We start from the raw sequence: 11,942 nt of genomic DNA on the forward strand, positions 1-11,942 counted from the left end.
GCTAACTGACATTGATGTCAATTACCTTTGGCGCGGCGCCACCACGGCTTGGCGCTGCCCGATTGCAGCACCCCGCGGCGGAACAGTCGAGCGCCGACGCTGATGAAGATCGCGACCCACAGCAATTGCCAGGCGAGCGCCGCGACATGCGGCCACAGCTCCGGCGAGTTCGCAGCGTGTCCCGCCATCGCGAACGGCGACGACAGCGGGAAGACTTCGGCGAGCTTCGCGACCCAGCTCTCCGGGCGCGACGCCGCGGCGGACGACAGCGCGAACATCCCGACCTGAAGGATCGTGATCGGCAGCGACAGCATCTGAATCTCGCGCATCGTCGACGCCTGCGCGCCGATGCCGAGGAAGACCGAGCCGAGCAGCAGATACGCCATCGTGAAATAGGCGCCGAACAGCAGCGCGAACATCGGCCCGCCGACCGCGGGCGCAAGCTCGCCGAGCGCCGCCGCGGCCGGGGCAGGCAGCAGCGTGGTCACCTGGCCGACCACGGTGCCCCAGAAGCCGACGAACAGCAGCGCGACGCCGAACATCCCCAGCAGCTTCCCAAGGAACACCGATTCGAGCGGCACCGCGGCGGCGAGCACCTCGATCACCTTGTTGTTGCGTTCCTCGGCCATCGTGCCGACCACCTGGCCCGACAGGAACAGCGTTAGGAAGAAGATCCCGAACACCACGAAGAACGCCGACTGGTGCTGCCCGCTCGCCGATGCGCGCTGGCGGATCAAAGCGATCTTGATCGGCATGACCTTCGGTAGCGCGGTGCCGAGCCGTTCCGCGGTCAGCGTCTCGCCCGCGAGCAGCGTCAGGTAGTCGGCGGCGCGGCTGCCGCGCGGGCCGTAGATGATCTGCGGCCGATCGAGTGCGCCGTACAGCACCGCCGCCGCGTCGTAATCCTTGCTGTCGAACGTGCGCCGAGCCTGCCCGGCGGGGTCCGCCGCGGGCGGCAGCGTCAGCAGCACCGGCGGCGCTTCCTCGTCGCGGAACATCCCGCGCAGCCGCGTATCCGCCTCGACGATCGCGCGTGCCTGATCGGGCGTGACGATCGCCACGACGCGGATCTTGTCGCTCGCACCGTCCGCAACGCTTGCCGCCCCCATCCCGCCGATCGCGCCAAACGATCCCATGATCACCGGGGCGAAAAGGAACAGCAGGAAGATCGGGGTGAATACCGTCGCGATGAAATCGCGCCGCGCGATCGTCAGCGTCTGCCGGACCGTGCGCTTGAGATTGGCGTTCACGCCGCGCCTCCGATGCCGTTCCCGGCTGCATCCTGGCCGACGATCCGCACGAACGCTTCGTGCAGGCCGGGTCGTTCGATCGACAGGCCGGAGATCCCGTAGCCACGGTCGATCAGCGTTACCAGCAGGCCTTCGATCCCCTGTTTGGGCAATTCGAACCGCCACTCGCCGTCGTTGCCCACGGCATCGGCGGGGAGCACGCCCGCGATCGCCGGGTCGGCCTCGCGCGGTCGGTAATGAACCCGTTGCGGCAGCATCGCGCGCGCGTCGTCGACGGTGCCTTCGAACCGGCGCTTGCCGCCCGAGATGATCGCCAGCCGATCGCACACCCGCTCGGCGTGGCTCATGATATGGGTCGAGAACAGCACCGTGGCGCCGCGATCGCGCTCGGCGAGGATCAGCGCCTCCAGCTTCTCCTGGTTGACCGGATCGAGCCCCGAAAAGGGTTCGTCCAGCACCAGCAGATCGGGCCGGTGGACGACCGACCCCAGCAACTGAACGAGCTGCGCCATGCCCTTTGATAGTTTGCGGATCTTCTCGTCGACCGCATGACCAAGCCCCGCTGCCTCGAGCAGCGCCACCGCGCGCTCGCGCCCGGTCTTCCAGTCCAGTCCGCGCAGCGCGCCCATGAACGCGATCGCCTCGCGCGCCTTCATCGCCGGGTAGAGCCCGCGCTCCTCGGGCAGATAGCCGACGCGATCGCTGGCATCGCGCGGGCTGGCGTGGCCGAGTACCGACCGCACGCCGCTATCGGGCTCGATGATCCCCAGCAGCATGCGCAGCGTCGTCGTCTTGCCCGCGCCGTTGGGGCCGAGCACGCCGTAGATCGTACCCTTGGGGACTGCGAGGTCGACGCCGTCCACGACCCGCCGGTCGCCGAACTTCTTCATCAACCCGGTGGCGGAGACCGCCAGCTCTGACCCCACGAAATATCCTCTCAACGGTGCGCGCGGCGTGGTAGCGGGCGGACGTGCGCGAAGACAAGCTCGAAGACCGGATCCGGACCAAGGCCGCCGAACTGGGGTTCGCCGCGGTCGGGGTCGCGCGCGCCGATGCGGCGCCGCGCGCCGCGGAACGCCTCCACCAGTGGCTCGCCGAGGGGCGCCACGGCGACATGATCTGGATGGAGGAACGCGCCCACCAGCGCGAGGCACCCGCGTCGCTCTGGCCCGAGGTGCGCAGCGTCATCGCGCTCGGCATGTGCTACGCGCCCGCCGCCGATCCGCTGCGGCTGGCAGGGGAGGGGGAGGTCGGGCGGATCTCGGTCTACGCGCAGGGCGGGGACTATCACGACGTCGTAAAGCGCCAGTTGAAGGCGCTGGGTCGCTGGCTGGCCACCGACGCCGGTTGCGACCTGAAAGTATTCGTCGACACCGCACCGGTCATGGAAAAGCCGCTGGCGGAAGCCGCGGGGCTGGGCTGGCAGGGCAAGCACACCAATCTGGTCAGCCGGGACGAGGGTAGCTGGCTGTTCCTCGGCGCGATCTACACCACGCTCGATCTCGCGCCCGACCGACCCGGTCGAGACCTGTGCGGGTCGTGCGACGCCTGCCAGCGCGCCTGTCCGACCGCAGCGTTCCCCGCGCCATACCGGCTCGATGCGCGGCGCTGCATCTCCTATCTGACGATCGAGCATGCCGGGCCGATCCCGCACGAATTCCGCCGCGCGATCGGCAATCGCATCTATGGCTGCGACGATTGCCTCGCGGTCTGCCCCTGGAACAAGTTCGCGGCGTCCGCGGCGGCGAACCTGGCGTTCCAACCCCGGGCCGAACTCACCGCCCCCGCGCTGGCGGACCTGCTGGCGCTCGACGATGCGGGCTTCCGCCAGGTCTTCGCGGGCTCCCCGATCAAGCGCATCGGGCGGAACCGGATGGTCAGGAACGCCGCAATCGCTGCGGGGAACAGCGGGGTGGTGGGGTTGGTGCCAGTGCTGGAGCGGTTGCGGGGGGATGAGGACGCGGTGGTTAGGGAGGCTGTGGAGTGGGCGATCGCGGTGTTGCAGGACTGACGAGCGCCCCGGTGGGCGCCGTGCTCCTGCGGATGCAGGAGCCCAGGATCACACAGGCCGTCGTCTATTACTCTGGGTTCCTGCGTCCGCAGGAACACGGCTACACCCGGCTACCGTCCGCCGTCGCGCCGGGTCAGCGCCGCGACGCAGCTCGCGCGGTCGATCGTGCTGCCGTCGGGCTCGCGCGCATCGAGGTAGCTGACGACGGGCTCGCTCGTGCCCTTCGGATAGAGGTACGCGTCGAGCACGCAGATCGGGCCCGCGAATTGCAGCTTCCGCGCGGTGCCTTCGCGGACGTCCGCATCGGGGGGGCCGAATAGCTTGGACAGGCCGGCGGCGTTCTGCCCGATCACACGTTCGAGCCCGACGATCGTATAGGGTAACACCGCCGGACCGGCCTTTGCGGGTGGCGGTGCACTCGGCGTCGCGCACCCTGCCAGTGCCACTAGGCCGGCCGTCGCCACCATCGCCTTCATCACCGTCTCCCGTGGAACAGATGCGTCGCCATTGCCGCACCGATCAGTGGCGCGAGCAGGTTGAGCACCGGAACCACGAAGAGCCCCGTACCCGCAAGCCCCAGCACGAAGCGTTGCGCGACGGTCGCCTTGCGCCAGCCCCGCATCGCCGCATCGTCCAGATGCCGCACCGCCACCATGTCGCCCAGATCGCGCCCGAGCAGCCAGCCATTGACCAGGAAGAACGCGATCGCGGTGCCGACTCCGGTCACCAGCAACACGATATAGACCGGCAGCATCAGCAGGTTGACGGCCACCACGCGGGCAGCCGAGCGGATGCCTATCGCGAGGCTTCGTCCGATGCCGATCCGCCGGGCGCTCGCAAGGGCGTGCGGATAGTGGCGCGCCTCGACCGCTTCGACGATCTCGTCGGCGAAGATCCCGACCACCGCGATCGCCACCGCGCGGAAGGACAGCCACAGCGCGAGCACCGTGACGAACAATGCCGCTAGCGCCGCGACCCCGCCGCGCGTGCCGTCGCCGACCCATCGGCCGATCGCCGCGTCGATCCCGAACCATAGCGCCACGCCGATGCCGGCGAAGAGCGCGATCGTCAGCGCCATGGACTTGGCGAACGCCCTGACGAACGCCGGGTCGCCGAGTTGCCTTACCGATAGGAGGAAAGCGCCGATCATCGCGTCTTCCATGCGGCTCCGCAGGCGGGCGCGTCAACGCGTCGGTTGCGCGGCGGGGGGCGCACCGGTAACGCCCGCGCTTTGTCGCTCGCCCGAGCGGCCGACCCGGAGAGCCCGCCTTGTCCACGCCTACCTACGACGTCGTCGCGATCGGCAACGCCATCGTCGACATCCTCGCGACCGCGACCGACGATTTCATCACCGAGATCGGCGTCGCCAAGGGCTCGATGCAGCTGATGTTCTCGTCCGAGGAAGCCGACGCGCTCTACGCCAAGATGGGGCCGGGGCGCGAAGTCTCGGGCGGATCGGCGGCCAATACCGTCGCCGGCATCGCCGCGCTCGGCGGCAAGACCGGGTTCCTGGGGCAGGTCGCGGCGGATCAACTGGGTGACGTGTTCGCGCACGACATCCGCGCCGCCGGGGTTCACTTCGACACGCCGGCGCGGCCGGGCGAGCCGACCACCGGGCGCTGCCTGATCTTCGTGACGCCCGACGGGCAGCGGACGATGAACACGTTCCTCGGCGCAGGGCAGTTCCTGCCGGCCGCCGCGATCGATCGCGCGATGATCGCCGACGCCGCGATCCTCTATCTCGAAGGCTATCTCTGGGATCCCGAGGAGCCGCGTGCCGCGATGCGCGCCGCGATCGACACCGCGCGCGAGGCGGGCCGCAAGGTCGCCTTCACGCTCAGCGACGTGTTCTGCATCTCGCGTCACGGCGACGATTTCCGACAGCTGATCGCCGACGGGCTGATCGACATCCTGTTCGCCAACGAGAGCGAACTCGCCGCACTGGCGCAGACCGACGATTTCGACGCGGCGCTCGCCAAGATCGCGGCGCAGGTTCCGACGCTGGTGGTCACCCGTGGCGCCGAGGGCGCCTGTGCGATCCAGGGCGGCACCCGGGCGATCGTCCCGGCCGAGCCGATCGCGCGCGTGGTCGATACGACGGGGGCGGGCGACCTGTTCGCGTCGGGGTTCCTTCACGGGCAGGCGCAGGGGCGCGACCTGGAGACATCGCTGAAGCTCGGCGCGATCTGCGCGGCGGAGATCATCAGCCATGTCGGCGCGCGGCCGGTGGTGAACCTGAAGGCGCTGGCGGACCGGCTGGGGTAGGGGCCGCCTCCAACCTACTTATGTCCCGCGAAGGCGGGACCCAGTCCTGGGCTCTCGCCTTCGCGGGAGCACAAGCTGGGACGACAAGTCCGTCACGCCGCAAAGGCACAAACAAAAGGGGCCCGGCGATCGCTCGCCGGGCCCCTTTTTCGTCCGCATGGCTACGGCGTCAGGGCTGCTCGCCCACCGGGGCTACGTACTCGCCCATCGCCGGGCCGCCGTCCTGGTCGAGGCCCTTGTGGAGCCGACTATTGTGCATGCCGTAGACGAAATAGAGGATGACTGCGGCCAGCGTGTACCAGCCGAAGAACACCAGCACCCGGTTCTCGACGGTGAAGATCAGCGCGATGCACGCGACGATCCCGAGCCCCGGCAAGATCGGGAACAGCGGCACGGTGAAGCCGCGCGGGATGTCCGGATGCGACTTGCGCAGCCAGATCACCGACAGGCACACGATCGCGAACGCCGCGAGCGTGCCCACCGACGTCATGTCGCCGAGCGTGTTGATGTCGAAGAACGCCGCCGCACACGCGGTGATCAGGCCGACGAGGATGGTGTTGACCCACGGCGTCTTGAACTTCTGGTGCACCGTCGCGAACACCCGCGGCAGTAGGCCATCGCGCGCCATCGTGTAGAAGATGCGGGTCTGGCCGTACATCAGGACCAGCACCACCGACGTCAAGCCGACGATCGCGCCCGCCTTCACCAGCTTGGCGAACCAGGCCCATTGCGGTCCCAGCGCGTCGACCGCCACCGCCACCGGATCGGGAACGTTCAGCGTCTTATAGTTGACGATCAGCGTCATCACGATCGACACGAGGATGTAGATCAACGTGCAGGCCGCGAGCGAGCCGAGCAGGCCGATCGGCATGTCCTTCTTGGGGTTCTTGGCTTCCTGCCCCGCGGTCGAGACCGCCTCGAACCCGATATAGGCGAAGAACACGATCGATGCCGCGCGCAGGATGCCGTCCCAGCCGAACTTGCCTTCTTCGCCCGTGGGCGCCGGGATGAACGGGTCCCAGTTCGACTTCAACGTGTCGAAGTGAGCGATGACGTAACCGCCGCAAATCAGGATGAACGCGATGATCACCGTCAGCTTCACCGCGACGATGAAGTTGTTGACCTTGGCACTTTCGGACACACCGACGACCAGCAGCGCGGTCATCGCCATGCAGATCAGGAAAGCGGGCAGGTTGAACAGATAGGTGATCGGCGCACCGTTGACGAGCACCGGCGCCATGTCGTTGCCGACCGCCTGCATGACCGTGTGCCCGGTCGGCCCGGTCAGCGCCACCGGAATGACGACGCCGAAATCGCGCAACAGGCTGACGACGTACCCCGCCCAGCCGACCGCGACGACCGAGGCGGCGAGCCCGTATTCGAGCAGCAGCAACGCGCCCATGATCCACGCGGCGAACTCGCCGATCGTGGTGTAGCTATAGGTATAGGCCGATCCCGACACGGGCAGCGTCGACGACAGCTCGGCATAGCAGAGCCCGGCGAGCGCGCAGACCACGCCCGCGATCAGGAACGAAATCAGAACCGCGGGCCCGGCATGCAGCGATGCCGCGCTGCCCGTCCGCACGAAGATGCCGGCGCCGATGATGCAACCGATGCCGAGGAACACCAGGTTCCAGGCGCCGAGCGTCCGCTTGAGTTCGCTATTCTCGGTTTCGCGCTGCACCTGCTCCACCGTCTTGCGAAGCAGCATGCGCGCGATGATCCCGCTTGCGGGTCGTGTCGCCATCTAATCTCCCTCGGCCGCGCCCCCGGCGGCCCTCTCATTGCTTGATGCGGTCGAGCCTAGTCCGAAATCGGGGCCGTGCAATCCCTTAAGCGGGCGCTCAAGGGGCGGGCGCTCCGGCGAGCATCGGGCCGAGCGGCTGACCGGCGAAGAGGTGGACGTGGAGGTGCGGTACTTCCTGGCCGCCATGTGGCCCGGTATTGGCGAGCAAGCGGTATCCCGGCACCACCAGTCCCGCGGCGCGCGCGACGTTGCCGACCGCGCGGACGAAGCCCGCGATTTCGACGTCGGATGCGCGCGCGGAGAAATCGTCCCACGACACGTACGCCCCGCGCGGGATCACCAGCAGGTGCGTCGGCGCGACCGGCGCGATGTCGTGGAAGGCGATCGCATAGGCATCCTCGTACACCCGCCGCGACGGGATCTCGTCGCGCAGGATCTTCGCGAAGATGTTCTGGTCGTCATACGGCTCGGTCGCGTCGATCGGCATCTAATCCCCTCCCGCTTGCGGGAGGGGCAGGGGGAGGGCCTGCCCGCGATCTCCGCGCGTCGTTGGTGCGACATGCCCTCCCCCGACCCCTCCCGCAAGCGGGAGGGGAGGTAAGGAGCCTCACCGCGCCGCCTTCTCCTCGTGCCCAGACATACCCTCGCGCCGCTGCAACTCCGCGCGGACGTCGTCGAGCGACAGGCCCGCGTCGGCGAGCAGCACGATCAGGTGGAACATGAGGTCGGCCGCTTCGGGCACGATCGCGCGGTCGTCGCCCGAGCATGCCGCGATCACCGTCTCGACCGCTTCCTCGCCCAGCTTCTGCGCGATCTTGGCGCGGCCCTTGGCGAACAGGCTCGCGGTGTAGGAACGGTCGCCATCGGCCCCGCGGCGTGACTGGATGGTCGCTTCGAGGCGGTCGAGGATGTCGTCGGTCATCGCGGCGTGCTGGCGCAGTGCCCGTGCGGGGTCAATGGCGGCGTCACCGCGGCGCGAGCGGCGTGCGTACCGGGATTCCCGCCGCCGCCATCGCCGCATGCGCGTCGGCGACGGTTGCCTCGCCGAAATGGAAGATCGATGCGGCGAGCACCGCGCTCGCATGGCCATCGCGGATGCCGGCGACCAGATCGTCGAGCCCGCCGACCCCGCCCGACGCGACCACGGGGACGCTGGTGCGATCGGCGATCGCGCGGATCAGCGCGAGGTCGTAGCCGCCCCGGGTGCCGTCGCGGTCCATCGACGTGACGAGCAACTCGCCCGCGCCTAGCTCCGCCAGCCGCAGCGCGTGGGCCACCGCGTCGATCCCGGTCGCGCGCCGGCCGCCATGGGTGAACACCTCCCAGCCGCCATCGGTCGCGCGCGCGTCAATGGAAGCGACGCAGCATTGGCTTCCGAAGCGTTCGGCGATGTCGGCGACGACCTCGGGCCGGGTCACGGCTGCGGAGTTGACCGCGACCTTGTCCGCGCCCGCCAGCAACAGCGCGCGCGCGTCGTCCGCGGTCCGTACGCCGCCGCCGACGGTCAGCGGCATGAAGCACACCGCCGCTGTCCGCCGCACCACGTCCAGGATCGTGCCGCGGTCCTCGTGGCTCGCGGTGATGTCGAGGAAGCAGAGCTCGTCCGCGCCCGCCGCGTCATACGCGCGTGCCTGTTCCACCGGGTCACCGGCGTCGCGGAGTTCTACGAAGTTGACGCCCTTCACGACGCGGCCGTTGGCCACGTCGAGGCAGGGAATTACTCGAGCCCGGACAGTCATGGGGTCGTTGTCCGGGCAAAGAAGGTTGGTTCCCGCGGAGACGCGGAGACGCGGAGAGAAGAAGCGGTGAAGAGGGCCAAGCCTCCTTCAGCCGTGTTCCTGCGAACGCAGGAACCCAGGGCCCCAAGCGGTGCCTTCCGTAACCCTGGGCTCCTGCGTTCGCAGGAGCACGGTGGGTGGCGATCGGCAGACCCGATCCCGCCTTCGGCGATAGAAGGATAAGCTATCCTCCCGCGCACCATCTCCGCGCCTCCGCGTCTCCGCGCGAACCCGCTGCTCAAGCCGCCCCCGCCACGCTGATCGCCGCCGCCAGATCAAGCCGACCGTCGTACAATGCCCGCCCGGTGATCACCCCCTCGATCCCGTCGCGGACATGCAGCGCCAGCACATGGATCTCGGCGATGCCCTTCACGCCCCCCGATGCGATCACCGGGATGTCGACCGCGCGCGCGAGGTCGACCGTCGCCTCGACGTTGCACCCCTTCAGCATGCCGTCGCGCCCGACATCGGTGAACAGCAGCGCCGCGACGCCCGCATCCTCGAAGCGATGCGCCATGTCGACCACCTCGACATCGGACACGTCCGCCCAGCCGCGCGTCGCGACCAGGCCATCGCGCGCGTCGACCGCGACCACGATCCCGCCGGGGAACGCCGCCGCCATGTCGCGTACGAAATCGGGATCCTCCAGCGCCGCGGTGCCGATCACCACCCGCGAGACGCCGAGATCGAACCAGCGCTCGACATTGGCCCGCGTACGAATGCCACCGCCCAGCTGCACATGCCCCGGGAAGCGCGCGACGATCGCCTGCACCGCCTCGCCATTAACCGATCGGCCTGCGAATGCGCCATCGAGGTCGACGACGTGGAGATATTCGGCGCCCTGGTCCGCGAACAGCATCGCCTGCGCCGCCGGATCGTCGCCATAAATCGTGGCGCGATCCATATCGCCCTCGGCCAGGCGCACGACCTGGCCCGCCTTCAAGTCGATCGCAGGAAAGACGATGAGCGTCATTGACTTAGGGCTTCCAGCTGAGAAATCGTTCGAGCAGCGCCAGTCCATATCGCTGGCTCTTTTCCGGGTGGAACTGCACCCCGATCAGATTGTCGCGACCGATCGCCGCGGTGACCGGACCCGCATGATCGGTGGTCGCGATCACGTCCGCGCCTTCGAAGGCGTAGCTGTGGAGGAAATAGGCTTCACCCGGCGCGATCAGCGGATGCGCGACCGCGGGAACCACGTCGTTCCACCCCATGTGCGGCACCTTGGCGTCCATCGTGCCCGGCTCCAGCAGGCGCACCCGCCCGTCGACCCAGCCGAGCCCGGCATGAACCCCCATCTCCTCGCCGACATCGGCCATCAACTGCATGCCGACGCAAATGCCGAGAAAGGGCACGCCGTCCCCGCGCGCGCGGCGCTCCATCGCCTCGATCATCCCCGGCACCGCGCGCAGCGCCGCCGCGCAGGCGCCGAACGCACCGACGCCGGGCAGCACGATCCGGTCGGCGCGCAAGACGACGTCGGGGTCGCCCGTGATCGCGACCTCGGTGGCGCCGGCGGCAGCGAGCGCATTCGCCACCGAATGCAGGTTGCCCGCGCCGTAATCGATCAGCGCCAGGCTAGCCACGGCTCACAACATCCCCTTGGTCGACGGGATCGCATCCGCCTTGCGCGGGTCGATCTCCACCGCGGTGCGCAGTGCGCGGGCCAACCCCTTGAAAACGCTCTCAATGAGATGGTGGTTGTTCTTGCCGTGCAGCGTTTCGATGTGGAGCGTGATGCCGGCCGCCTGCGCGAAGCTGTGGAACCAGTGTTCGAACAATTCGGTGTCCATCTCGCCGAGCCGCTTCTGGCTGAATTCGGTCTTCCACACCAGCCAGGGGCGGCCGCTGATGTCGAGCGCGACGCGGGTCAGCGTCTCGTCCATCGGGCTCAGCGCGTCGCCGTAGCGGCGGATCCCGCGCTTGTCGGCGAGCGCCTTGGCAATCGCCTCGCCGATCGCGATCCCCGAATCTTCGGTGGTGTGGTGCTGGTCGATGTGCAGATCGCCCGCAACGGTGCAGTCGATGTCGATCAACGAATGCCGCGACAATTGCTCGATCATATGGTCGAGAAAGCCGATCCCGGTCGCGATTCGATAGAGGCCGGTGCCGTCGAGATTGACGGTGACGTCGATCTTGGTCTCGGCGGTGGAGCGGTTGATCGTGGCGATGCGCATGCCGCGCTCATAGCGTGCGATCGCTCGCGTGCAATCTTGACCAACGGGCAAACCCCGCTACCCAAGGGCTTATGACCGACGGCCTGCCCGATAGCCTGATTCCGTACGACGAGATCGTCCAGGAGGCCCTGCGTGCCGTGGTCGGCCGCGTGCTCAGCTCGGTCGCCGAATCGGGCGGGCTGCCCGGCGAGCATCATTTCTACATCACCTTCAAGACGCAGGCGCTCGGCGTCGACATCCCGCAGCGGCTGATCGAACGTTTCCCCGACGAGATGACGATCGTCATGCAGAACCGTTATTGGGACCTGCTGGTCGACGACGAGCGTTTCTCGGTCGGGCTGAGCTTCAACCAAGTGCCGTCGAAGCTGGTCATCCCTTACTCGGCGATAACCGGTTTCCACGATCCCGCGGTGAACTTCGAACTGCGGTTTCAGGCGCAGGAGGGGCCCGACGACGGCCCCGAGCCGCATGATGCTGCGGAGAATGACGGGCCCGCGGTGGTGCCGGTGGAGGACGGATCGAACGTCGTCGCTGTGGATTTCAAGCGGAAGAAATAGCGCTGCGGGTGTTGCGGGCCAGGTGGTGTCCATAGGCCTTCCGCCATCCCCTTCCTCCGTCATCCCGGCGAACGCCGGGACCCATGGTTGCGGTAAACCCCGTTGTCGCGCGCCAACGCTTGCTCCACGCGTCCATGGGTCCCGGCGTTCGCCGGGA

The 11,942-nt window shown here is 68.3% G+C and carries 14 protein-coding genes; 3 read left to right on the top strand and 11 right to left on the bottom strand.

What is annotated here, in order from left to right:
* Positions 1–17: 17 nt before the first annotated feature.
* Both ACFE77_RS05260 and ACFE77_RS05265 read right to left on the bottom strand, forming a co-directional pair.
* Positions 18–1,250, bottom strand: a complete 1,233-nt coding sequence (locus ACFE77_RS05260) for an ABC transporter permease (RefSeq protein WP_375420576.1) — start codon at positions 1,248–1,250, stop codon at positions 18–20.
* Positions 1,247–2,140 (bottom strand): ABC transporter ATP-binding protein, encoded by an 894-nt coding sequence (locus ACFE77_RS05265; protein WP_375420625.1) that lies wholly within the window; start codon positions 2,138–2,140, stop codon positions 1,247–1,249. The genes ACFE77_RS05260 and ACFE77_RS05265 overlap by 4 nt, the downstream gene beginning before the upstream one ends.
* An 80-nt stretch (positions 2,141–2,220) precedes the next feature.
* On the opposite strand from ACFE77_RS05265, the gene queG reads away from it, so the two are divergent.
* Positions 2,221–3,261, top strand: coding sequence for a tRNA epoxyqueuosine(34) reductase QueG (gene queG / locus ACFE77_RS05270; protein WP_375420577.1), 1,041 nt, complete (start codon positions 2,221–2,223; stop codon positions 3,259–3,261).
* Between the two features lie 110 nt (positions 3,262–3,371).
* Here the strand turns inward: queG and ACFE77_RS05275 are convergent, their stop codons facing one another.
* On the bottom strand, positions 3,372–3,737 hold the full coding sequence (locus ACFE77_RS05275) for a hypothetical protein (RefSeq protein WP_375420578.1): 366 nt from the start codon (positions 3,735–3,737) through the stop codon (positions 3,372–3,374).
* The gene (locus ACFE77_RS05280) at positions 3,737–4,411 is read right to left on the bottom strand and encodes an EI24 domain-containing protein (RefSeq protein ID WP_375420579.1); all 675 of its coding nucleotides are present in this window, start codon (positions 4,409–4,411) and stop codon (positions 3,737–3,739) included. Before ACFE77_RS05280 ends, ACFE77_RS05275 begins: the two co-directional genes overlap by 1 nt.
* Positions 4,412–4,530: 119 nt before the next feature.
* Between ACFE77_RS05280 and ACFE77_RS05285 the strand changes: the two genes are divergently transcribed.
* Positions 4,531–5,526 carry an adenosine kinase gene (locus ACFE77_RS05285; protein WP_375420580.1) on the top strand — a complete coding sequence of 332 codons (996 nt, stop codon included), beginning with the start codon at positions 4,531–4,533 and terminating at the stop codon, positions 5,524–5,526.
* 169 nt (positions 5,527–5,695) lie between these two features.
* On the opposite strand, the gene ACFE77_RS05290 is transcribed toward ACFE77_RS05285, so the two are convergent.
* The 7 genes from ACFE77_RS05290 to hisB form a co-directional block, all read right to left on the bottom strand.
* A complete protein-coding gene (locus tag ACFE77_RS05290) occupies positions 5,696–7,273 on the bottom strand; it encodes an amino acid permease (RefSeq protein WP_375420581.1) in 1,578 nt (525 codons plus the stop codon).
* A 97-nt stretch (positions 7,274–7,370) separates the two neighbouring features.
* Positions 7,371–7,760, bottom strand: coding sequence for an HIT domain-containing protein (locus ACFE77_RS05295; RefSeq protein WP_375420582.1), 390 nt, complete (start codon positions 7,758–7,760; stop codon positions 7,371–7,373).
* A 120-nt stretch (positions 7,761–7,880) separates the two neighbouring features.
* The gene (locus ACFE77_RS05300) at positions 7,881–8,195 is read right to left on the bottom strand and encodes a phosphoribosyl-ATP diphosphatase (protein ID WP_375420583.1); all 315 of its coding nucleotides are present in this window, start codon (positions 8,193–8,195) and stop codon (positions 7,881–7,883) included.
* A 43-nt stretch (positions 8,196–8,238) separates the two neighbouring features.
* Complete coding sequence (gene hisF, locus ACFE77_RS05305; protein WP_375420584.1) at positions 8,239–9,012, bottom strand: imidazole glycerol phosphate synthase subunit HisF; 774 nt, start codon at positions 9,010–9,012, stop codon at positions 8,239–8,241.
* A gap of 277 nt (positions 9,013–9,289) precedes the next feature.
* Positions 9,290–10,024 (bottom strand): 1-(5-phosphoribosyl)-5-[(5-phosphoribosylamino)methylideneamino]imidazole-4-carboxamide isomerase, encoded by a 735-nt coding sequence (gene hisA / locus ACFE77_RS05310; protein ID WP_375420585.1) that lies wholly within the window; start codon positions 10,022–10,024, stop codon positions 9,290–9,292.
* 4 nt (positions 10,025–10,028) lie between these two features.
* Positions 10,029–10,637 carry an imidazole glycerol phosphate synthase subunit HisH gene (gene hisH, locus ACFE77_RS05315; protein WP_375420586.1) on the bottom strand — a complete coding sequence of 203 codons (609 nt, stop codon included), beginning with the start codon at positions 10,635–10,637 and terminating at the stop codon, positions 10,029–10,031.
* A gap of 3 nt (positions 10,638–10,640) precedes the next feature.
* A complete protein-coding gene (gene hisB, locus ACFE77_RS05320) occupies positions 10,641–11,228 on the bottom strand; it encodes an imidazoleglycerol-phosphate dehydratase HisB (RefSeq protein ID WP_375420587.1) in 588 nt (195 codons plus the stop codon).
* A 71-nt stretch (positions 11,229–11,299) separates the two neighbouring features.
* On the opposite strand from hisB, the gene ACFE77_RS05325 reads away from it, so the two are divergent.
* Positions 11,300–11,785: an SspB family protein gene (locus ACFE77_RS05325; protein WP_375420588.1), complete on the top strand. Its 486-nt coding sequence runs from the start codon at positions 11,300–11,302 to the stop codon at positions 11,783–11,785.
* Positions 11,786–11,942 lie beyond the last annotated feature (157 nt).

The sequence above is a fragment of the uncultured Sphingomonas sp. genome (genome assembly GCF_964243315.1).
Taxonomy (GTDB): Bacteria; Pseudomonadota; Alphaproteobacteria; order Sphingomonadales; family Sphingomonadaceae; genus Sphingomonas.

Coding starts and splice junctions, on each gene's coding strand:
- ACFE77_RS05265 (WP_375420625.1), bottom strand. CDS start 2,140: ATGAAGAAGTTCGGCGACCGGCGGGTCGTGGACGGCGTCGACCTCGCA.
- ACFE77_RS05275 (WP_375420578.1), bottom strand. CDS start 3,737: ATGAAGGCGATGGTGGCGACGGCCGGCCTAGTGGCACTGGCAGGGTGC.
- ACFE77_RS05280 (WP_375420579.1), bottom strand. CDS start 4,411: ATGATCGGCGCTTTCCTCCTATCGGTAAGGCAACTCGGCGACCCGGCG.
- ACFE77_RS05290 (WP_375420581.1), bottom strand. CDS start 7,273: ATGGCGACACGACCCGCAAGCGGGATCATCGCGCGCATGCTGCTTCGC.
- ACFE77_RS05295 (WP_375420582.1), bottom strand. CDS start 7,760: ATGCCGATCGACGCGACCGAGCCGTATGACGACCAGAACATCTTCGCG.
- ACFE77_RS05300 (WP_375420583.1), bottom strand. CDS start 8,195: ATGACCGACGACATCCTCGACCGCCTCGAAGCGACCATCCAGTCACGC.
- hisF (WP_375420584.1), bottom strand. CDS start 9,012: ATGACTGTCCGGGCTCGAGTAATTCCCTGCCTCGACGTGGCCAACGGC.
- hisA (WP_375420585.1), bottom strand. CDS start 10,024: ATGACGCTCATCGTCTTTCCTGCGATCGACTTGAAGGCGGGCCAGGTC.
- hisB (WP_375420587.1), bottom strand. CDS start 11,228: ATGCGCATCGCCACGATCAACCGCTCCACCGCCGAGACCAAGATCGAC.
- ACFE77_RS05325 (WP_375420588.1), top strand. CDS start 11,300: ATGACCGACGGCCTGCCCGATAGCCTGATTCCGTACGACGAGATCGTC.